This window comes from Streptomyces sp. NPDC102278, from assembly GCF_044766345.1.
GTDB lineage: Bacteria > Actinomycetota > Actinomycetes > Streptomycetales > Streptomycetaceae > Streptomyces.
The window spans coordinates 44,833-65,809 of record NZ_JBIWLV010000025.1; the positions used below are offsets into that span (position 1 = coordinate 44,833).

Consider the following 20,977-nt stretch of genomic DNA (forward strand, 5'->3'; position numbering starts at 1 on the left):
GTGCCGTCGACCGCCACTGACCCGTCGCGCGCCGCCACCGACCCGCCGCGATCCGCCGGCGATCCGCCGGCGGTGCGCCCGGTCAGCGGTTGGCGTTCGACGGGCCGAAGAACTCGATCTCCGTGATGGCGACCTGTTTGTCGGCGGAGACCGCGTGCGACGACTCGATGGTGAAGCGGACCTTCGTGACCTCGCCGACGCGGAACGGACGCCGCTGGCCGCCCGCCCCCTGATCCAGGGTCAGCCGGCGCGTGGTGACCTTGCCGTCCTTCCCGGTGATCGTCGCCGTGACGCGGTGCGGCAGGGCGGACTCGCCGATCTTCTCGGCCCGCGCGGAGACGCCCGGGGTGATGATCAGGTCCAGCAGCCGGGTCGGCTCGCTGAAGGTGGCCTCGATCCACTCGCCCTGGCCGGACGCGGAGACCCCGGGCCCCCACCAGGTGTTGCTGCGCTTGTCGAAGGCCAGCTCCGGCTTGTGGCCGGGATACGAGCGGGAGGCCGCGAGCCGGTCCGGGGCGACCGGGGCGCGCTTGGCGAAGTGGTCCCGGGTTGCCTGCACGCCGTCGGGAAGGTACACGAGACCGAGGATCGCCAGGGTGACGACGACGGCGAGGATGATCCAGGTGCCGATGCGGTCGAAGACGCGGCGCAGCCGGGGACGGTCGCCCGCCCACGGCGTCTCGCGGCGCCGCCCGGCGAAGAGCCGGCGCCACCAGGGTGCCCGCCTCGCTGCGGCGGCCTCGCCGGTCTCGGCCAGCGGCATCGCGCAGCGCACGCAGTAGTGGCGGTCGGGACGGTTGGGGGTCGAGCACCACCGGCACGGCGGGCCGCCCGCGATGCCGGGCTGCTGCCCGGGGGCGCGCACGGCGGGCCGGTCGGCGTCCGGCCTGCCGGGCAGGACGGGCGCGGCGGCCGACTGGGCGGGGTGCGGCGCCTGCGGGTCTGCCACGGGCACCAGGAGGGAGCGTGCCCGGTCGGACATGGTGTCGCTCAGCGCGTGCGGGGCCGGGTTCCGGGCGGCGGGCACGGGCTCGGTGGGTGCGGTGTCCTGCGGCGACGGGGTGTCCTGCGGCGACGCGGTGCTCGGGCGCGCCGGAGCGGGTCCGGGCACCCCGTCGCCGTCGGCGGTGCGGGCCGTACCGGCCGGCCCGGCGCCCCCCGGCTCGTCCGGCTGTGCCGAGTGCCCGGGCCGCCCGGGCCGATCCGACTCACCGGCACGCCGGGTCGCCTCGGCGGGTCCGGGCGCGCCGGTCGCTGCCGCGGCCCCGGACGCTCCCGCACCGTCGGCCGCGTCCCGCGTTCCCGTGACCTGCGAACCCCCGAAGCCCTCCAGGCCTTCCGGCTCCGCCGGACCCGACGCCGGCCCCCGCGAACCGCCGGGGGCGGACGTCGCGGCGGGCCCGGTGGCGCGGCCGGCGGCCCGCGCCGCCCGTTCCGCACGGGCGGCGTCCATGGCGCCGGCGGTCGTACGGGCGTGCTCGGGCGTAGCGGCGTGCTCGGACGGGCTCGCGGGTCGAGCGGCGCGGGCGCCCTGGTCCCAGCTCAGCACGGCGCCGCACGCGTCGCAGAAGGACTGGCCCGGTTCTGCGCGCGTTCCGCACTCGGCGCAGTTCTGCGTGCTCATGTTTCCGGGGTCCTTTCGGTGGCGGTCACCTCGACCGTGTAGGGCATGTGGGCGGGGCGGGCGGCGGCGACGAGGGAGTCCAGCCGGTGGACGTCGGCCTGAGTCGGGTCGGGCAGCCGGAGGGTGACGTGCAGACGGGGGCGCGGGGCGCCCGGGAAGGGGCCCAGCGGGCGCGCGTTCCAGTCGGCGCCGCCGCTCTCGGCGATCTCGGGTGCCACGCCGAACGCCAGACGTACCGCCTCCGCGAGGCCGCGGCGGGTGCCGCGGATCCGGTGCAGCGCGACGGCCGCCGCGACGGCGGCCCGCAGCCGGGGCTCGGGTTCCCCGCCGTCGGTCTCGGCGCCCACCCAGGTGCCGAGCCACCGGGCGAAGTCGATCGGGGTCAGCGCCGGGTCGAAGTAGGTGTCCAGGCAGTCCAGGACGTTCAGGACGGGCGCGAGGACGTCGTCGAGTCCGCCGACGAACCGTTGGGCCAGGTCGTCGTCGGCGAAGACGGCGGGGAGCATCGTGCCCAGCGGGAGCGAGGAGCCGAGGCCGTCGACGGAGCCCCGGTAGGGGGTGGCCGTCATCCGCCGTCCCCGATCACCCGGACGCGGTGGTCGAAGGAGAAGACCAGCGAGGGCCGTTCCAGGTCGATGCGGTCGGTCGGGTCGCCGCGCTTGCCGGTGAGGGGATCGGCGGGGTGCAGGACGACCTCGTCGACGAGTTCCACGCCGGGGACGCGCTGGAGGACCGCGAACACCTCGCCGGTCTGGACGGGCCGGCCGAAGGGCCAGCCCTGGCCGTCCGCGCCGCCGGTCAGCGGATCGAGGTGACGGTAGAGCGCGTCGTGCGCCTGGCGGCGCACCCGGTCGGTGTCGACGCCGCGGAAGGCGTGCACCGTGGCGACGACGGTGACGCCCTGGTAGTACGGCGGGCCGACGGCCAGCCGGGTGCCGATGAGACGGCGCTCGTCCAAGTGGCGCGTGATCCGGCCCAACAGGGCGTCGCCGGGCACGAGTTGCTCGAAACGCAGCCGCCCGCCCGGGTCGGGGACGGCCTGGGGGACGACCAGGACACGGACCGCGTAGGCGCCGTGCTCGCCTTCCTCGCCCTCCAGGCAGGTGATGCGCGCGGTTTCGGGCGCGGCGCGGCGCGCGAGCTCCTCGTAGTCGCGCAAGGTGACGGCGCGGTCCTGGGCGCGGAGCGTGATCGGCGCCCGCAACTTGGCCTCCTCGACCGTCTCGCCGTCGACACCACCGCGCGCCGCCTCACGGTTGACGACCTCGGCGACGTACGGGATGGAGGTGCGCAGCACCTGGACGGCGCCCCGCGCCACGTTGCCGCCGCGTCCGCCTCCGGTGCGGTAGCGGTGGGCGCGGACGACGGCGCCCTTGGGGGCGACGGCGCCGTACTGGCGCAGTGTCCCGTCCGGTTCGCGCACGGCCGGGCCGAAGGCGATCTCGCCGGTGGCGGCGTCCAGGGTGACGTGGTGGTCGCCCGGCCGGGAGGCGGCGAAGTGCGGTACCACCCGCCAGTCCTGCCAGCCGTCGTCGTCGGCGCTCTGCAGGATCAGCGGCGGATCGTCGGCGACGACCGGGGCGTGGGTGAGCCGCAGCCGTTGACCGGGCAGCCCGGTGGCCTCGCCGAGGGCCTCGTCGTGGACGGTCTCGGCGTGCACGGCGCGGGTGGTGCCGCCGATGGTGTACGCCTCGACGGAACGGATGCTCGGCGAGGTGGTGTAGAAGGGCTGGCCCGGCAGCGGGTCGGTGACGCGGCACCGGACCCAACCGGCCTCGTGCCCGCCGTTGCGCGAGAGCACGTGACCGGCGGGCAGGTGCAGGACGACGTCACCGGGCCGGTTGAGACCGCCGGTACCGTCCCGGTCCACCTCGCAGGACTGCCAACCGTCCTCCGTCCAGGCCTCCCACCGCAACGGCGGCTGACGGGGGTCGACACCCACGCCGTCGACGCGGCTGTCGAGCTCCAGCGCGAGCGCGCAGTGCGGGGCGGCCGCGCTCAGACCGAGGAGCATGCAGTCGCCGGGGCTCGGGGCCTCGGTGAAGCACAGCACGTCCTTGCCCTCGACGAGGTCCGTGGTGCGGTCCACGACGGGCTGCCCGTGGTGCTGCACCACCACGTGGGACAGCGCGCACGGGACGACGGCCAGGTCGCGCTCGGTGGCGAAGACGACGGCGTCCTCCCGCTCGGTGCGCAGCGTGGCGACCTCGGCGCCGGCCGGGACCAGGATCACGTCCTCCTGGGGCGCGGACAGCCAGAAGGTGACGTCGGTGCGCGCCGCGGACGGCGGGAAGAGGGTGATGCCCACCAGGTCGAGGAAGGCGAGGTGGTTCTTCTCCGGGACGCGGTTGAGCCGGTAGACGATCTGGTCCGCCATGTGCGCGACCGTCTCGACGAGCGTGACGCCGGGGTCGGAGACGTTGTGGTCGGTCCACTCCGGGGCGCGCTGCTGGATGTAGCGCTTGGCGTCGTCGACGAACTGCTGGAAGCGCCGGTCGTCGAGATTGGGGGAGGGCAGGGACATCAGCGGTCGCTTTCCGGGGCGCCCGGCGCGCCCGGCTCGTCGTGGGAGGGGATGACGTAGAAGGGGAAGACGAGGCTGCGCGGGTTGTTGGTCCCGCGGATGGAGTACCGGACGTCGATGAACAGGACGCTCTGGTCGCCGCCCGCGGAGACCTCCACGTCGTGGACCTCGATCCTGGGCTCCCAGCGGTCCAGGCTCACGTACACCTCGTGCTGGATGCGTCCCGCGGTCTGCTCGTTGACCGGGGCGAAGACGAGGTCGTGGATGGCGCAGCCGAACTCCGGGCGCATCGGACGCTCGCCCGGGGCGGTGGCCAGGACGAGCCGGATGGCCTCCTCGATCTCGCGCTCGCCACTGACCAGCGCGATGCCCCCGGTGGGTCCGATGCGCATCGGGAACGCCCAGCCGGAGCCGATGAACTGTTCGGCCATCAGTGGGCCACCTGCCTTTTCCTTCTGCCGCCGGCACGGGCGCGCCGGTGCGTTCGTCCGGTCATGCGGGGAGGGGGTACTTCACGGTGTTGACGAAGACCAGACCCTGGAGGTCGAGCCGGACGGCGCGGATGCCGACGTTGGCGATGGAGTTGACCTGCACCGTGCCGCCGGAGGAGATCATGGTGGCGCCCAGGGCCTTCAGGTTGAGCGCGCCCATCGCGTCGATGGTGAGGGCACCCGCCAGCGACTTGATGTTGACGAGGCCCCGGCCCTGGATGTCGAGGAGCCCGCCGCTCTTGATGGTGAGCCGGCGCCGGGCGCTGAGCGTCAGGTCGGTTCCCGCCTCGATGGACACCGAACGGCCGCCCTTGATGGTCACCGACCCCGAACTGTCGACGGTGATCTCGGTCTTGGTGCGGTCGAGGTTGATGGTCAGCCGGTCGTCTCCGCTGGCGATGCGGACACCCTGCCTGCGCCCGCCGGTCCGCTGACTGAGCAGGTCGACGCGGTTGCCCTGCCGGTCGGACACGGTGTGCCGGGCGGCCTTCCTCTTCAGCCCGTCGTGCAGGGGCACGTCGGCGACCCGGGTCGGCACGTCCCGGCCGTTGTAGAGACCGCCGATCACGAACGGGTGGTCCAGCGCCCCCCGGTCGAAGCCGACCAGCACCTCGTCGCCGACGTCCATGGGGAAGACACCACCGCCGCCCACGCCGCCGGACTGCACGCTGCGCGCCCAGTCGCTCACGTACGTGTCGTCCAGCCACGGGAACTGGAGTTTGACCCGCCCCTGCTTCAACGGGTCCTGCACGTCGGTGACGATGGCGTTCGCGACACCGGGCAGTCGGGCGGCGCTCGTGGTGTCCGCGCCGCCCCCGCCCGACGCCAGCCCGTAGAGGGAGCGCCACTGGCGCCCGCTCACCGTGATCCACGACTCGTAGTGCCTGCCGTCGCCGAAGACGTGCCGCACCGAGGTGACGGTGTACTTGCCCTCGAAGGGCTTGCCCACGTCCCCGAGGGCCACGGGCACCCCCGGCCGCAGCTCGGGATTGCCGTACACGGCGACCTCCAGCTCCGCGAACGACGAGGTGACGTCGGCGGCGAGGGCCTTGGCGGCGTTCTGGACCTCGTCCTGCCGGTCGTACGGCGTGGCGGTCTCGACGAGCCGCGCCGACGCGAACTTCCCGGCCGCCTGACCCGGGGTGAGGCCGATGGAGATGCCCGGATCGGTGGCGGCCGGGGCCGTCTCGACGATCTTCTTCTTGGTGGTCACGTTCCAACCGCGCGACTCCACCGTGCCGACCTGGTCGGAGGCGGTGACCGCCGCCCGCAGCCGCAGGATGTCGTGGCCGGCCTGCAGCACGAAGGGGCTCTTGTCACCGTCGGTCTGCGGGGACGGCCCACCGGCCGACGGGGTCGGCGTGACGAACCGGAACTTCCCCTTCGCGTCCAGGGACATCACCATGTTGCTCTCGTCGGCGAGCCGGGAGAGGAAGTCCCAGTCCGTGACGTTGGACTGGCTGAGGAAGCCGTACGTGCCCTTCGTCGGCTGGATCCGGCCGATCGGCACCCCGTCCAGGGCGGCGAGCTTGCGGGCGATGTCGGAGGCCTTCTGGTTGCGGTAGGCGGCCACACGACGCCGGCGCATCATCCGGTGCCCGAGGTCGTAGCCGCGGATCACGGTGAAACTGCCGGTGCCGTCGTAGTCGGCCTCCAACGCGGTGACCTCACCGGTCAACAAGGGCTTGCCACCGCCCTGGCCGTCGGCGATCGGCGTGAGGACCACCCGCGTGCCGAACGTGACGCCGAGCTTGCCGAGGACCAGACGGTACGGATCGCGGAAGGTCAGCCGGAACGCGGCGGGCACGCCGACGCCCTGATCGACCCAACCCTCCACGAGCAGCGGGGCGATGTCGTCGGGCAGCTTCGCGGAGCCGATCCGCACCTGCATGATGCTGGAGAACGCGGGCTGCACCATCAGCGCGACACCTCCTCGGGCGCGGGAAGCACCAGTTCGGTGCCCGTCGGCAACCGGGACGGGTCGTCGATGCCGTTGATCTCGGCGATCGCCCGCCAGACGGTGGCCGTGCCGTACTCCCGCCACGCCAGCGACTGCAGCGAGTCGCCGGCCACGACCCGGTGCACGCGCTGGGCGGTGAGCGCACCGGACGTCGGGTTCTGGCCCTTGGTCTTCCCCGGGATCTCCACCAGGTGCACCTGACAGGTGGCACGGATGGGCACGCCCGTGGTGCCGAAGAGGCTGTACGACGCCTCGACGGAACTCACGTACGCGACGAAACGGGCCGTGGAGAACGACCCCCACTCGAACACCACCCACGGCGGCGACGGCTGGTCGGCGGCGATGCTCTTCGCCGTGACCTCGCAACAGCCCAACAGCGACTCGACCTTCTTCAGCACCGTGTTGCCGGTCGGCGCGGTCGACGAGTCCAGGAAGACCTCCAGGGTCATCTCGCGCGGCTCGGCGCCCATGAACTCCGGCTTGGAGCCGTCGCGCACGGCCATCGTCGGCGTCGCCTTCCACTGCGCGCGCCGACTCAGCGACAGCTGCGCCGGATTGAACTCGAAGCCGAACGTCCGCATCAGCGCCCCGGGCGTCGTGCTCGTCCCGATCGGGGGCTCGTGGATCGCCAACGTCGCCCGCACCAGGCTCTTGCCGGCGCCCCTGCTGCTGCTCTTCGCCATGGATGTGCCTCCTTTCCGCTCCGCCGCGCCGTCAGTCCGTGAACCCGTGGTGGGCGATCTCCAGGACCTCCGTGGCCACGGCGGGACTCGCGGGGTCGAGGGTGGGCCCCTGCCAGCTCACGGGCAGCACGTCGATGAGCCCCCATCGGGCCACCAGCGACCCGTCGGCCCGCAGCGCCGCGATCTGGGCGGTGGGCCGCTTGATCCCCGTCTGGACCGACGAGATCCACTTGGCGACCTTCGCGGTGTCCGGCGTGAGCGGCCGGGTCAGCCGAATGGTGGAGAACGTGACCCGGGTGGGCAACTGCCACACGAAGCCGTTGTTGCCGCCCTCCTGTCGGTGCTCGACCTCCACCTGGGACGACAGGCCTGCGCACCCGTTGAAGTATCCGAGGCTCTCACCGTCGATGGTGAGGGTGAACCAGATGGTGGACCCGGGGTCCTGGCGGGGCATCCGAGGTGGCCTTCCTGTCGTTCTGCGGTGGTGTCGGGCGGTGACCGGTCACCGGTGGCCGGCGCGGGTCCGGGCGGTCCGGGCGGTCGGGGCGGTCCGTCGGCGGGTCCGTCGGCGGGTCCGTCCACGTACGTAGGGACTGCGGTTCGGGGAACCGCGTGGCCGGTCAGGCGCGCGGATCGCGGAGTCTGCCGATCCGCTCGCGGTCCATGCGCAGTTCGGCACGGACGAGGCGGGTGACCCGGTCGATGATCCGGTGCACCAGCTCGTCCAACTGGAACTCGGTCAACTCCCGCGGATCGAACCCGCCCGCGGGGACCGCGGTGTACTCGGGCGGCGGGTCCCCCTGGGAGACCGACGTGCCGGCGGCCGCGGGAGGCTCGGACGGTGGCGTTGGCGGCGGCGGTGTGGTCGGCGGTGACGGTGTGGTCGGCGGCGCGTGCTGCGACGACGGCCGCAGGTGCCCCCACGTCGAGGCCATGGTGGCCGCCGCGGCGGACGCGAGCGCACCGATGGACCTGCCCGAGCCCGAGCCCGAGCCGGAGCCGGAGCCGAACGAGGGAAGACGCTGGACCGTGGGCCCGAACGCCGTCGCACTCGCGGACGGTGCCCCGGCCGCCGGGCCCGCGGCCAACGCCAAAGGCGCCGCCGCGGGGGGCGGGGTCAGCGGCGCCACGGGGAGCGGACCGCGCGCGGTGGCGTCCGCGCCGTGCGGGGAGGGCCGGCGCAGGGGAACGCCCCGCACGGGCAAAGCCCGTTGGACGGGGAGGGCGCCGGCCGTACGGGGAGGAGCCGGGGTGGGCCGGGCGGCGGGCGCGGGCGGCGGCAGGGCCGGCGGCGGCTGGGTCATCGGGGGCGGCTGGGTCACCGGGGGAGGGGCGAGCGGGGGAGTGGCCGCGGCCGGTGTGGCCGGTGCGGTCGGTGTGGCCGGTGTGGCTGGTGTGGTCGAGGCCGAGGCCCGCTGGATCGGCGGGGGAGCGGGCGTGCCCGCGAGCGGGGCGCCGAGCGGGGAGCGTCGCCGCGCGGCGGTCGGCGCGGCAGCGGAGGGGCGCGGGGCGTCGGGCGTGCGGGCGGCGGTCGGGGCCGTGCCATGGCCAAAGCCGGGCGTCGGGGCGGTCGGTGACGCGGCCCCCGGTGCGGGCGCGGGGCGCGCCGGGGACGGAAGGGGCGCACCGAGCCCCGCACGGGGAGCGGCGACGCGGCGCTCCAGCGGCGCCACAGGCGCGGAGCCGGTGGAGGTACGGGTACCGGTGGTCGGGGTCGCGGTCGGGGTCCGGCGCTCCGGTACGGGCCCAGGGGCCACGGACCCGTGCCGAGGCCCCGTACCGCCGGCGGCCGACGGGGGTACGGCCGCGGAGTCGCGGGGGACGACGGGCACCGGTGGCCCGGCGGGCGCGGACGGACGGGTCGTGGAGCGTTGCACCGGAGGCGACGCCATGGCCGACGGGGCGGCCGGGGCGACAGCGGGGGATTGGACTGCCTGCGGCTGCTGCGGGCTCGACGCCCGGCGCGGGACCGAGGGGTCGGCGGGCCGGTCCGTGCGCGCAGACACGGGAACGGGTCCGGCGGGTGAACCCGCCACCGGGGCGGCCGGGGCCACGGTGCGCCGGACCGGCGGAGTGCCGGGAACGTGCGTCGCCCCGGGAACGCCGGATCGGGGCGGGGCGTCCGGAGCCGGTCGGGGCGTCGCCGGGGCGCCCGCGCCTCGCGCGTCGCGCGGCGCGGTCGTCGGCCGGTCGGCGGGGACGGCGGGGCGTTCCTGCGGGGGAGCGGCGTACGTCGCCGGCGCGCCCGGACCGGCCGCCGGAGCACTGCTCTTGGTGGGCGGTGACGGCGAAGGCGAAGGCGAAGGCGCGGGAGTGGGAGTGGGCGCGGGTGCGGGTGCGTGGGACTGGACGTTCCGCTGGACGGTGGGCCGGGCGGCCGTACCGTCGGGCACGGTGGAGGAGCGACGATCCTCGACGGGAGCGGGAGCGGGAGCGGGCACACCGGGCACGGGTGCCGATCGCTGAACGCGCGCGCCGGTCCCGGACGTTGCCGCCGTCGTACCCCCGGTCGAGGCGGACGTCGGAGCCGGGGAGGCCGGTGTCACCTCCCGCGCGGGGCCGGACGCATCGGTCGCGGGCGAGTTCTCCCCCGCGCTGGACGGAGTCGCGCCCCTCTCCCGGGAGCCGAACGCACCAGGACGCCGCTCGGACATCCGCGGCGCCGGAGCGGGCGGGGGCCCCGGAGCGGGCGCGGGCCCCGCGCCCGCCGGCGCACCGCCGGGCGGGTCCGTACGCGGCGACTTCGCGGCGGGCGAGGTGCCCCGCCGGGGCACCGCACGCTGCACGGTGGCCGCCGCCTCGGATCCCGACGCCCCACGCGCGCCCGGCATGTCGGTGCGCGGCGCGGAACTCTCCGGCCCGCGCACCGCCTGCCGCTGTACCGGTGCGCCAAGTCCCGCGCGCCCGGCGGCCGGACCCGTGCGCTGCGCGGACGGGGGACGCGGCGGGGTGTCCCGTACCGGGCCGCCCTGCACCGGACGGTTCCGCAGGGGACGGGCGACCTGCGGGTCGCCCACGGGCGCGGCCGGAACTCCGAGGTCACCCGGGGGCGACGAAGGGGCCGGGGGCGACGAAGGGGCCGGGGACGAAGGGGCGGGGGACGGCGAAGGGGCCGGAGAGGAAGGGGCCGCGGCCGGAACGCCGGGGTCACCCGGGGACGACGAAGGAGTCGGGGACGGCGAAGGGGCCGGGGACGGCGAAGGGGCGGGGGACGGCGAAGAGGCCGGAGAGGAAGGGGCCGCGGCCGGAACTCCGAGGTCACCCGGGGACGACGAAGGGGTCGGGGCCGGCGAAGGGGCCGGGGACGAAGGGGCCCGGGCGTCCCCGGCGACGGACGGCCTGCCGGCGCGGGGAGTCGCGGCCCGCTGCACAGGGGGCACGGCGCTCGGGGCGGCGGCGGACGCGCCGAAGCCGCCCCCGGCGGCATCGGCCGGCGGGGACGCGGGGCCCGGCACCGGAAGGGTGGTCCGGCGCGTCGCGGGCAGGGTCCGCCGATCGGCCGCCGGCGCGGCCGGTGCCTTGGCCAGGAGCTGCCGCGTCCGGGGCACCGCCGGCGGTACGGGCGTCACCTGGACGCCACGGCTCGCGGCCGGGGCCGTCGCCGATTCCCGCGCCGACGTCGGCGCCAGGCCCGGCGCCAGGCCCGGCGCCAGGCCCGGCGCCAGGCCCGGCGCCAGGCCCGGCGCCAGGCCCGGCGCCTGAGTCCGGGTCCGCGTCTGCGACGGGGCCGGCCGGCCGCCGCCCGAGCGCGCCGGTACCCGAAGTGCCGGGGCTGCGCCCACTGCCGGCACGCCCACCGCCGGCACGGACCCGACGGCCCGGCCCCCCTCGCGTACCGAGGAGGTCCGGGTCGCCGAGGAGGTTCCGATCGCCGCAGGCGCCCCCGTCGCCGCAGGGGGCCCCGTCCGCGTCGGGATCGCCCGCAGCGGCGCCACGGGCACGCGCTGCACGGTGGGTCCGCCGGCCGGGCGGCCCGACGGCAGCTCCGCGGCGGGCCGTCCGAGCCCCGCGACCGGCCGGGCGGACTCGCCGTGCATCACACCCGAGAGCAGGCCGCCGCCCGCCGCGGGGTCCAGGACCGCGGGGGAGGGCGCCCGGGTGAACGAGGGGTTCTGCCAGGTCGGCAGCCGCCCGCCGAAACCGGCGTCCGCGATGCCCGTCGGTCCGTCGCCCGTCGTGCGCCGAAGCGGCGGCAGGCCGATCCAGGCGGCGACGGCCACCGGCGCCGCGAAGGACGCGGGAGCCGTGCCCCCGGCAGCCTCCGCCGGCGACGTCTCAGCGGGTACACCGCCGGGAGCCGGGGCGCCGCCGGGCGCCGCCGGGCCGTTCTCGCCCCGCCGCCCCCGCAGCCGGTTCAGGAATGCCACCCGCTCAGCCCTCCGACCCGCCGCGCGTCACGAGGGACGCGATCTGCTCGGTGTACCGGCGCCGGTCCTGGTGCTCCAGGTCCAAGATCGCGTCCAGGCCCCAGTGGAAGTGGTAGGCGACGTACGCGATCTCCTCGTGCAGCCGGTCGGTCGCGTACGTCACGATTCCCCCAGGCGGCTCCCGCCGAGCTCCACCTCGAAGGGCTCCGAGCAGTGCGGGCACCGCACGGCCGCGCGGGTGTGGCCCTCCGCGTTGATCTGGCGGTAGAAGTCCTGGAGGAACGCCAGGTCGGACGCGAACATGTTCTCCACGATCCCGTCGTGCACCATCGAAAGCGTGCCCAGTCGGACGATGACCCGACCGAGCAGCACCACCGACAGGTACGCCGGGTTCTCCTGCACGCGCACGTCCCGCAGCGGGACCAGTTCGTCGCGCGCCGTGGACAGCCGCATGACACCGTCCCGGTGCACGGTGCCCGCGTCGTCGACGTACCCGCGCGGCAACTCGAAGGGAAACTCGGTGCGCAAGGACTGCCTCGGTGCCGGGTCGGTCGGCGGGCCGGCGGGTGCGCGGTCCGGTGCGGTGGCGGGAGCCGAGCGGGGGGTCTCGGCTCCCGCCAACGCGGTCTGGGGCGCCGTGGAGGCCGCGGCCCTGGCAGTCGAACGCCGCATTACTCGATGACCAGTTCTTCGAACACGATGGTGACGGTCTCGGTCAGCGCGGACGCCTCGCCGGCCTTCACCGTGCTCGCGTCGATCTTGCTGCACCAGGCGTTGCGCAGGTTGTACCGCTTCACCGGGTTGTCCTGGTAATCCATCATGATGATGGAGGCGTTCTTGCGGGCCGTGCTCATCTGGCCGCGGATCGAGTCGTTGATCCACTGGGTGAACGACGCCGACTGGGTCATGCCGCGCACCACCGTGCACTGGCCGTTCTTCTGCACGCCCGGCAGCAGCGACACCTCGGCCCGGCCCTGCGCGCTGTTCTGCTGGTAGGTGATGACGTCCTGTTCGAGGGTGAGACCGCTGACCTCGGCCAGGTACTCGACCATCACCCCGTCGATCTGGAGGCCGAAGTTGTGTGACGTGAGGGCGTCACCCGGCTGGAGACTCATGTGTTCGCTGTCCTTCTGGAGAGGGGAGGAGGGGGCCGCGGGAGGCGACGGCGGCGGAGGCGGGCTCCGCGCCCCGTTACTCCTCCAACTCCCCGTTGCCGCTGGAGAACTGCGCCAGCCGGAAGATCACGAACTCGGCGGGCTTGACCGGCGCGATGCCGATCTCGCAGATGACCCGGCCGAGGTCGACCGACTCCGCCGGGTTCGTCTCCTCGTCGCACTTGACGTAGTACGCCTGCTCGGGGCTCTGCCCGAACAGGGCCCCGCTGCGCCACTCGTTGACCAGGAACGCGGAGACGTTGCGGCGGATGCGCGCCCAGAGGTTGTGGTCGTTCGGCTCGAACACCACCCACTGGGTGCCGATCAGGATCGACTCCTCCAGGTAGTTGAAGTACCGGCGGATGTTCAGGTAGCGCCAGGCCGGGTCGGAGGAGAGGGTGCGGGCACCCCAGACGCGGATGCCGCGGCCGGGGAAGGCCCGGATGCAGTTCACGCCGATCGGGTTGAGCAGGTCCTGCTCGCCGCGGGTGATCTGGAGTTCGAGGTCGACGGCGCCGCGGACGACCTCGTTGGCCGGGGCCTTGTGCACACCGCGCTCGGCGTCGTTGCGGGCCCAGATGCCGGCGATGTGACCGCTCGGAGGGACCAGGCGGGACTGCCCGGTCGCCGGATCGAAGGACTTGATCCAGGGGTAGTACAGGGCCGCGTACTTGGAGTCGTAGTTGGCCGTCTCCTGGCGCCAGACCCGGATGGCACGGGCGTTCAGACCGGGCGGCGGGTCGATGATCGCGACCCGGTCGCCCATCAGCTCGCAGTGCGCGATCAGACCGAGCTGGACCGCCTTGACGGCCTCCAGGTCGATCGCACCGCGCTGGTAGGCGGCCATCAGGTCGGGCACCGCGACCATGGAGATCTCGTCCACGGCCTCCAGCCCGCCGAAGCCCGTGCGGTCGGCGGAGTCGCCGAGGTACTGCGCCGGACCGGGGTGGGAGGCCTCGGCGCGACCGGCCGGCGCGGCCGGCTCGACGGGCGCGGGCGGCGGCGCCGGCAGCGCCACGGTCTGGTTCTCCGGACGCACCAGCTGCGCGGCCGGCGCGGCCTCCGTCACGGTGATGAGCCTGGAACGCTCCTTGACCTGCGTGACGACGTAGGAACGGTTGCCCTTCTTCGCGCTCACGTCGAAGGTCTCGACGGGCTTGTCGCCGTCCTTGACGATCAGCTTGAAGCGCTCGGCGGGGCCCTCGCCCTCGGCGTCGGCGACCTCGACGGACAGCGGGCCTCCGCTGCCTCCCGCGGTGGCGGCCACCGCGAAGGTACCGAGCGGGCGGGACTCGGCGGCGGGCAGCGCGGCCGGGGGGGCCGCGGCGGCGACCGCGGCGGGCGCGGACGCCTGCCCCTGGCCGGCGGCGTCCTCGGCGGAGCCGCCGACGCGCACGACGTACGCGGCCGAACCGCCGTTGTTGAAGAACCCGTAGAGGGAATGCGCGAGGTAGTAGCCGTCGGTGAAGTCGCCGAAGGCCGCGACGTACTGAGTCCAGTTGGTCACCAGCGTGGGCTCGTTCAGCGGGCCGGTCGGCGCCAGACCGACGAACGCGGCCACCGACGTGCCGACTCCCTCGATCGGGCGCGAACCGCTGGCCACCTCCTCGACGTAGACGCCGGGCGACAGATAGGACGGCATGCTCTGCTCTCCTCGGGTACGAGACAGGACACTCCACCTTGACGCGCGCGTCGCGCCCGGCGAAACGTCCCTCGGTACCCGACCGGGGGCACGGCCGTTGCCCCTGCCGCTGCCTGGAGGGGCAGCGTCCGGGCACCCGGCGGCGGGCCCGGCCGCCGGGTGCCCTGCCGGCTGCCCGCAGGTCTGCCCCCGCGGACCTGTGGGGTAGGCGGGACATCGGGTAGGGCTGGATGGCCAGTCGTCCGGACAGTCGGGAAGAGAGCGTCATGCGCGCGCACGGTCAACGCAATCCGTCGTCGGACGAACGGGACGCCCCCCGCCGGTCGGTGCCGCCGAGCACGCCCGTGCAGAGACTGCTGAACCTCCATCAGGCGGCGGGGAACGCGGCGGTGGCCCGCGCCGTCGAGGCGCGGCGGCACCGGCACGGCTCCGGCTGCGGGCACGCGGAGCCGACCGTCCAGCGCCGGGAGTCCGCGCAGCACGACCACGACCATGACCACGAAAACAGGCACGACCACGAAAACGAAAACGGGCACGGGCACGACCACGGGCGCGAGGGCCTGGGGGACACCCGGCCCGCGTCGCAGCTCAGCCTGCTCGGGGCCGCGCTGGCCACGCCCGGCAGCCCGCTGCCCGACCCCTTCCTCCACAGGGCGAAGGCGTTCTACCGCAACGACCACCTGGGCGCCGGGCGCGTCCACGACAACCCGGCGGCCCAGCGCGCCACCGCGGCGTTGGGCGCCCACGCCGTGACGGTCGGCAGCCACATCCTGCTCGGCCGCGGGGCCGTCGGCAGCACCGAGATCCTCGCCCACGAGGCCAGTCACCTCGACAAGAACCTCCGGGGCATCCGGGAGACGGGCCACGACAATGGCGCAGGCGTGTCCGTGACCGACCCCGGGCAGGGCTCCGAACGCGCGGCGACGGCCGACGGCGCCGCCTTCGCGGCAGGACACGGCACCGCCCCCTCCCTCGCCCGGGGGGCGGCCACCGAGGAGAAGGAGGGCAACGGGACCGTCGGGAACGGCACCGCCCCCGGCGTCCCCGCCGTCCAGCGCACGCTCTGGGAGTTCGAGCCCGGCGGCACCTTCACGGACGCCGTCGACGCGCGGGAGACGCGCTGGCGCAACAGGGACGACCCGCGCGACATCCGTACCTCCGCCCAGGTGGGCGTCCCCGCGGGGACCACACCGCGGCACACGGACGTCTACGACGACGCGACGGGCAGGCTCTACAGCAGCGCGAACGCGGCGTTCTCCAAGAAGGGCACCATCCCGGAGCGCGAGTACCCCGAGCGCGAGTCGATGGCCCGTCGCGAACTGGTCACGGCCAAGCGGTACATCGCCTCGGCCCTCACCCTGCTGAAGTCCGCCGGGGACAACCCGGCCGGCGCGCTCCTGACCGGGCTGCACTCCGGGTTCCCGGCCCTCCGGGCCATGACGCCCCGGCAGATCGCGACGTTCCTGCCCCACGTCACCGAGGTCGTGCGGCGCATCCAGGCCGGCCTGGACGCCCAGGGCGCGCAGATCGCCCTGGCCGGCGCGGGCACCGGTGCCCCCTCCGACGCCATGGGCTGGGTCGATCTCCCCCTCAAGGAGAAGCTGATGTCGCCTTCGCAGAAGACCGAGGAACTGCCGCCCATGGACACGGCCCGCTCCGGGCCGATCCACCTGACGAAGGGCGGCCAGATCGCCTGGTACTTCATCCACGAGGCCACCCACCGGTTCGCCGGCACGCTGGACTACCAGTACAGCCCGCGCGACGCCGAGCTGACCCAGGACACCATCGCCGAGAACCTCGCCCAGGACTTCCCCGAGGCCTCCGCCGAGCAGGAGAGGACCAACCTCGGCAAGCGTGCCCTGCGGGATCCGGAGCAGTACAGCGGCGCGAACGACGGAGTGGACCGGCAGCCGAACTGGTACGCCATGGGACGGCGCGCCCTGATGAACGCCGACTCCTACGCCCAGTTCGTCATGGTCGCCAACGGCGCTCCGGCGCCCAGGTTCTGACGCGGGCCCCCGTCCCGGTGCACCGCGTGAGGGGTACGCCGGGGCAACCAGGTCTGCCCTCGCGGCTCCTGACCGGCGGCCGGGGGTCCGGTTAGCGTGCCGGGGGTGAGCCTTTGGACTTCCCTGGAACCCGCCTCCGTCACCGTCGACCCCGGCAGCAGCGCGCGCGTGCGGCTGCGCCTGCGCAACACCGGTGACGTGGTCGACGAGTACCGCTTCGAGCCCGTCGGCGACGTGGCGCCCTGGACGACGGTGGAGCCGGCGACCCTGCGGTTGTACCCGGGCACCACCGGGACGGTGGAGCTGGCGTTCTCGCCACCCCGGACCCCCGACGCCACGGCCGGCCCCAACCCGTACGCGGTGCGGATCACCCCGACCGAGCACCCCGAGGCCGTGACGGTTCCGGAGGGGAACCTGACGATCACCCCGTTCGCCGAGGTGCGCGCGGAACTCGTGCCGCCGATCGTGAAGGGCCGCTTCCGCGGGCGCCCCAGGCTGGCGGTCGACAACCTCGGCAACACCAAGGTGACGGCGTCGGTCGCGGGCAGCGACACCGGGGACCACCTCGCCTACGAACTCCGCCCCGGGAACGTCCAGATCGAGCCCGGCCGGGCGGTGTTCGTCGACACCACCCTGCGGCCCCGGCAGACCATCTGGTTCGGCTCCAAGGAGGAACGGCCCTACACCCTGGCGGTGCGACGCTCCGGCACCGAGCCGCTGGAGGTCGAGGGGACCTTCGTCCAGCGCGGCTTCCTCCCCCGCTGGCTGGCCACGTTCTTCGGGCTCTTCCTGGCCCTGGGCATCGCCTTCGTGATGATCTGGATCGCCTACAAGCCGCAGGTCCGCAGCGCGGCCACCGAGGCCACCGAGCAGGCGGGCGCCGTCCTGCCCGCCCCGCCGGCCCTCTCCCCGCCACCGCCGCCGTCACCCAGCGCCGAACCGGAACCGCAGAAGACCGAGAAGCCCAAGGACGACGGCGGCGGTGGCGGGGGAGGGGAGCCCCCCAAGCCCTCCAAGCCCGCGGGACCGCCGCCCGTGGTGCCCGCCGAGAAGGTCCTGCTGCGCAACGCCGCCACCCGCAAGTGCGCCGATCTGCCGGGCCGCGACAAGGGCGCGATCAACACGGTCGTCCAGCAGGCCGACTGCGACGGCACCGACGGGGACAACCAGCTCTGGAACCTCGAGGTGAAGTACCCCAAGCTGGGCCCCGGCGCAAAGCCCCTCTTCCAGATCCGCAACATCAAGGACCGGTTCTGCATGGACCTCGGCGAGTACGGGGGCCGGCCCGTGGGCACCGGCCTCGGTGAGTTCCACTGCGTCGGCACCACCGCCGACAACCAGCTGTGGTGGATCGAGAAGCAGGAGAGCGGCGACTACTGGATCCGCAACTTCGCCAGCAACAACAAGTGCCTGAACGTGAACGGCGGGGCCGCCACCGGGGACCGGCTGAACATCTCCGACTGCAGCAACACCGGCAACCAGGAGTGGAAGATCATCCACCCCAAGTCCGACTGAGGCCCGCGGCGGCCGGGGCCCGCGGCCGGTGACCGGCCCCGGCCACCGCGACGATCACCAGCCGCCCTCGCCCGGCACCAGCCGCCCCGCCTTGCGGTACTCCCGTCGGGCGCCCTCCAGCAGGTCGTCCGACGTCACCTCGTCCCCGCGCCCGGCGGCGAGATAGGCGGCGGTGACCACCGCACTGCGGATGGAACCGCCGGCCAGCTCGAAGTCCCGGGCCAACGGCGCCGCGTCGATGTCGTCGGCGGACGGCACGTGCGCCAGCCCGTGCCGCCACAGCGCGAGGCGCTGCCCGGCGTCCGGGAACGGGAAGTCGACCACCAGGTCCAGCCGCCGGGTGAACGCCTCGTCGATGTTCGCGCGCAGGTTGGTGGTGAGCAGTGCGATGCCGTCGAACGACTCCAGCCGCTGGAGCAGATAGGAACTCTCCATGTTGGCGTAGCGGTCGTGCGCGTCCTTGACCTCGGAGCGCTTGCCGAAGACGGCGTCGGCCTCGTCGAAGAGCAGCACCGCGTCCGTGCGGTCCGCCTCCGTGAAGATCCGCTCCAGGTTCTTCTCGGTCTCGCCGACGTACTTGTTCACGATCGAGGACAACTGGACCACGTACAGATCGAGACCGAGATCGGCCGCGACGACCTCCGCCGACAGGGTCTTGCCGGTGCCGGACCCCCCGGCGAACAGGCCGATGACGCCCCGCCCGCGACCGCCGCCCGCGCTGAGCCGCCAGTCGCCGAGCACACGGTCGCGGTGACGGGCCCGCAGGGCCAGCTCGTGCAACTGCCCGAGAGGCCCCTCGGGCAGGACCAGGTCCCCCCAGTCCACGTCCGGGCGGACGCGTCGGGCATGGCTCTCCAACCCCGAGGCCGACTGGCGGCGCGCGGCGCGCCGCACATGGGCGGCGGCGAGCGGACCGCCGTCGAAGGCGGCCAGCGCGCGTGCGGCCCGCGCGGCCCGCCGTACGCGGTCCCCGCCCAGGCGGTACGGGGCGACCGTCGCGGCCAGGTCGAAGTCGTCGGCGTCCGCGCCCAGCGCGGCCCGCCAGGCGGCCGTCCCGCCGTCCCGGCGCCCCGGCGCGTCCAGGACCAGGGGATCCTCGGGGCACCAGTGCGGGTCGTACGGGCGAGGATCGGCCAGCAGCACGGTCACGTCCGGCGCCGCGACGAGCGCCCGCACCAGCGGGCCGGGCCGCTCGGGCAGCGCCGGCACGACGACGGGCCGGCCGCTGAGGCGGGCCTCGCGCAGCAGCTCGGCGACGTGGTCACCGGGTGCGGCGCAGCACAGCCCGGCCAGGCCCGCCGCGCGCAGCGCCGTGGCGTACGCCGCCAGGCCCTCGCCCTCGCGCTGTTCGCGCAGGTAGACGGTGGCGGGGCCGGACTCCAGGAGGGCCACGAGCCGGTGGGTGAACTGCTCGGCGGCCCCGTCGCGGGGCAGCGGCTCCGGCATCGGGCGCAGCAGGTCCAGCAGGGCGGCGTCCGGTGTGTCGTCGCCGAGGAGATGCCCGATGAGCCGGTCGGGCACGCGCAGCGAGCGTGACAGGAAGGGACGTTCGGGCTCGGTGACCTCCAACAGGCCGAGGGCCGCGAGCGGCGCCGAGGCGTGCAGCCGGGACCGGGCCGCGGCGGACTGCGCGGGCACCCCGCACAGGTCGAGGGCGAGGCCGACGGTGGCCCGGCGTCTGCTCACGTCGTCGTTGAGGTAGCCGTAGAGCGGTTCGAAGGTCCGGTCGACGTCGGGAGCCAGGGCCACGAGCACGACGGCGACGTCGAGAGCGGTCAGGCCCGTCCGCCCGGCCAGAGCGGCCAGCCGGTCGTCGGGGTCGGGCGCGTCCTCCCCGCCGACGACCGCCCCGGCCCTGCTCCCGCCGTGAGCCGTCGCCGGCCAGGCGCCGAGGAGATGGCGTACCGCCTCCTCGGACAGGTAGAGGCCGCGCAGGGGGTCGTCGGCCGTGGGATCGCCGGCGGCCCGCCGTTCGACCAGCGCCGACACCCGCCCGCGCAGCCCGTCGAGACGGGCGAGCAGCGCGCGGGCGGGATCGTCGACGGCGTCGGGCGGCGGTGCTCCGGCGCCGGCCGAAGCCGTCCCCGTCCCCGTCCCCGTCCCCGGCTGCGGCTCCTGCTCCTGCTCCGGGACGGCGTACGGGGCGCTCACCGCGCGTCCGAGCGCCGGGAGGCCTCCTGGCCGGAGCCCGCGCCCTTGCGGGCAGCCCGCGCCGCCCCGGCGGCCGCCACCTGGTGGGGACGGTGCGAACGGCCCTCGGAGGCCGCCGGGTCGCCGTCCAGGCCGCCCACCCGGACCGTCGCGCCCTCGGTGACCGGCGGCCCCGCGTCGTACTCGGGGAAGGCCGGGAACGGCGCCGTCACCACCAGGTCCAGGGACGGCTTCAGCTCGCCGCCGAGCGCGGACCAGATCTCGGCGAGCGACCGCGCCTCCGTCTGGATGCCGGCCACGGACAGCGATACGGAGAGCCCCAGCGTCCGCAAGGACCCCGGCAGTTCCTCCGGCGGCAGCATCTCGCGCGGCAACAGCGTCGCGAGCACGGCGGACAGCAGCCGGTGCTCGTCCTGCGGGGTCTTCGTCCACGCCGTCACCAGGTACGACAGCCTGAACCAGCGCGGCGGCCGGCTCCGCCGCACGACCACGTCCCGCTCGTCCCGCACCCCCACCTGCCCGCGCTGACGCCGGGCCACGTCCTCCCGGATGTCGTACAGATAGGTGTTCACCACGGGGGCGTTGCGCCGGGCGGCCCAGTCACGGGTCGGTGCCTCGAAGGACACCTCGATGCCCGAACCCGCCAACACCCCGCCGCCGAGGAGGCCCTTGAGTATCTCGTCCACCTCGTGGATCACGCCCGCACTCCGCTCTGCCCGCACGGCCGTTTCCGCCCGGCCCGTCGTTCACCGTCGATCGTCGCCCGGCCCGCGGCCCGGGCCGCAGGGGCACGGGGGACGACCGACGGGCACATGGCGATGCCCCCTCGGGCACGCCCCGCCGTTTTCGTCTGCCCC

Annotated in this window: 16 protein-coding genes; 2 read left to right on the forward strand and 14 right to left on the reverse strand. The window is 74.8% G+C overall.

Features of this window, described 5'->3' with window-relative positions; genetic code table 11:
• Positions 1–82: 82 nt before the first annotated feature.
• From ACIRO3_RS34175 to ACIRO3_RS34230, 12 genes are all read right to left on the reverse strand, one after another.
• Positions 83–1,624, reverse strand: a complete 1,542-nt coding sequence (locus tag ACIRO3_RS34175; RefSeq protein WP_404143323.1) for an NADase-type glycan-binding domain-containing protein — start codon at positions 1,622–1,624, stop codon at positions 83–85.
• Positions 1,621–2,193 (reverse strand): phage tail protein, encoded by a 573-nt coding sequence (locus ACIRO3_RS34180; RefSeq protein WP_404143324.1) that lies wholly within the window; start codon positions 2,191–2,193, stop codon positions 1,621–1,623. The genes ACIRO3_RS34175 and ACIRO3_RS34180 overlap by 4 nt, the downstream gene beginning before the upstream one ends.
• The gene (locus tag ACIRO3_RS34185; protein ID WP_404143325.1) at positions 2,190–4,148 is read right to left on the reverse strand and encodes a putative baseplate assembly protein; all 1,959 of its coding nucleotides are present in this window, start codon (positions 4,146–4,148) and stop codon (positions 2,190–2,192) included. The genes ACIRO3_RS34180 and ACIRO3_RS34185 overlap by 4 nt, the downstream gene beginning before the upstream one ends.
• The gene (locus ACIRO3_RS34190; RefSeq protein ID WP_361785183.1) at positions 4,148–4,579 is read right to left on the reverse strand and encodes a GPW/gp25 family protein; all 432 of its coding nucleotides are present in this window, start codon (positions 4,577–4,579) and stop codon (positions 4,148–4,150) included. The genes ACIRO3_RS34185 and ACIRO3_RS34190 overlap by 1 nt, the downstream gene beginning before the upstream one ends.
• 61 nt (positions 4,580–4,640) lie before the next feature.
• The gene (locus ACIRO3_RS34195; RefSeq protein WP_404143327.1) at positions 4,641–6,557 is read right to left on the reverse strand and encodes a VgrG-related protein; all 1,917 of its coding nucleotides are present in this window, start codon (positions 6,555–6,557) and stop codon (positions 4,641–4,643) included.
• On the reverse strand, positions 6,557–7,282 hold the full coding sequence (locus tag ACIRO3_RS34200) for a LysM peptidoglycan-binding domain-containing protein (protein WP_404143329.1): 726 nt from the start codon (positions 7,280–7,282) through the stop codon (positions 6,557–6,559). The genes ACIRO3_RS34195 and ACIRO3_RS34200 overlap by 1 nt, the downstream gene beginning before the upstream one ends.
• Positions 7,283–7,313: 31 nt before the next feature.
• Positions 7,314–7,736: a phage tail protein gene (locus ACIRO3_RS34205; RefSeq protein WP_404143331.1), complete on the reverse strand. Its 423-nt coding sequence runs from the start codon at positions 7,734–7,736 to the stop codon at positions 7,314–7,316.
• Positions 7,737–7,902: 166 nt separating this feature from the next.
• Positions 7,903–8,604 (reverse strand): hypothetical protein, encoded by a 702-nt coding sequence (locus ACIRO3_RS34210; RefSeq protein WP_404143333.1) that lies wholly within the window; start codon positions 8,602–8,604, stop codon positions 7,903–7,905.
• Positions 8,605–11,653: 3,049 nt separating this feature from the next.
• A complete protein-coding gene (locus tag ACIRO3_RS34215) occupies positions 11,654–11,812 on the reverse strand; it encodes a DUF6760 family protein (RefSeq protein ID WP_404143335.1) in 159 nt (52 codons plus the stop codon).
• Positions 11,809–12,321 (reverse strand): hypothetical protein, encoded by a 513-nt coding sequence (locus tag ACIRO3_RS34220; protein WP_404143336.1) that lies wholly within the window; start codon positions 12,319–12,321, stop codon positions 11,809–11,811. The genes ACIRO3_RS34215 and ACIRO3_RS34220 overlap by 4 nt, the downstream gene beginning before the upstream one ends.
• Positions 12,321–12,764 carry a phage tail protein gene (locus ACIRO3_RS34225; RefSeq protein ID WP_361786396.1) on the reverse strand — a complete coding sequence of 148 codons (444 nt, stop codon included), beginning with the start codon at positions 12,762–12,764 and terminating at the stop codon, positions 12,321–12,323. The genes ACIRO3_RS34220 and ACIRO3_RS34225 overlap by 1 nt, the downstream gene beginning before the upstream one ends.
• 76 nt (positions 12,765–12,840) lie before the next feature.
• Entirely contained in the window at positions 12,841–14,445 is a 1,605-nt protein-coding gene (locus tag ACIRO3_RS34230; RefSeq protein ID WP_404143338.1) for a phage tail sheath subtilisin-like domain-containing protein, read from the reverse strand.
• A gap of 266 nt (positions 14,446–14,711) precedes the next feature.
• Here ACIRO3_RS34230 and ACIRO3_RS34235 point away from each other — a divergent pair, with 266 nt between their 5' ends.
• On the forward strand, positions 14,712–16,454 hold the full coding sequence (locus ACIRO3_RS34235) for a DUF4157 domain-containing protein (protein ID WP_404143340.1): 1,743 nt from the start codon (positions 14,712–14,714) through the stop codon (positions 16,452–16,454).
• A 105-nt stretch (positions 16,455–16,559) separates the two neighbouring features.
• On the forward strand, positions 16,560–17,969 hold the full coding sequence (locus tag ACIRO3_RS34240) for an RICIN domain-containing protein (RefSeq protein ID WP_404143342.1): 1,410 nt from the start codon (positions 16,560–16,562) through the stop codon (positions 17,967–17,969).
• Positions 17,970–18,023: 54 nt separating this feature from the next.
• Here ACIRO3_RS34240 and ACIRO3_RS34245 read toward each other — a convergent pair whose 3' ends face one another.
• Positions 18,024–20,120, reverse strand: a complete 2,097-nt coding sequence (locus ACIRO3_RS34245) for an ATP-binding protein (protein ID WP_404143344.1) — start codon at positions 20,118–20,120, stop codon at positions 18,024–18,026.
• On the reverse strand, positions 20,117–20,818 hold the full coding sequence (locus tag ACIRO3_RS34250; RefSeq protein ID WP_404143346.1) for a DUF4255 domain-containing protein: 702 nt from the start codon (positions 20,816–20,818) through the stop codon (positions 20,117–20,119). The genes ACIRO3_RS34245 and ACIRO3_RS34250 overlap by 4 nt, the downstream gene beginning before the upstream one ends.
• Between the last annotated feature and the right edge of the window lie 159 nt (positions 20,819–20,977).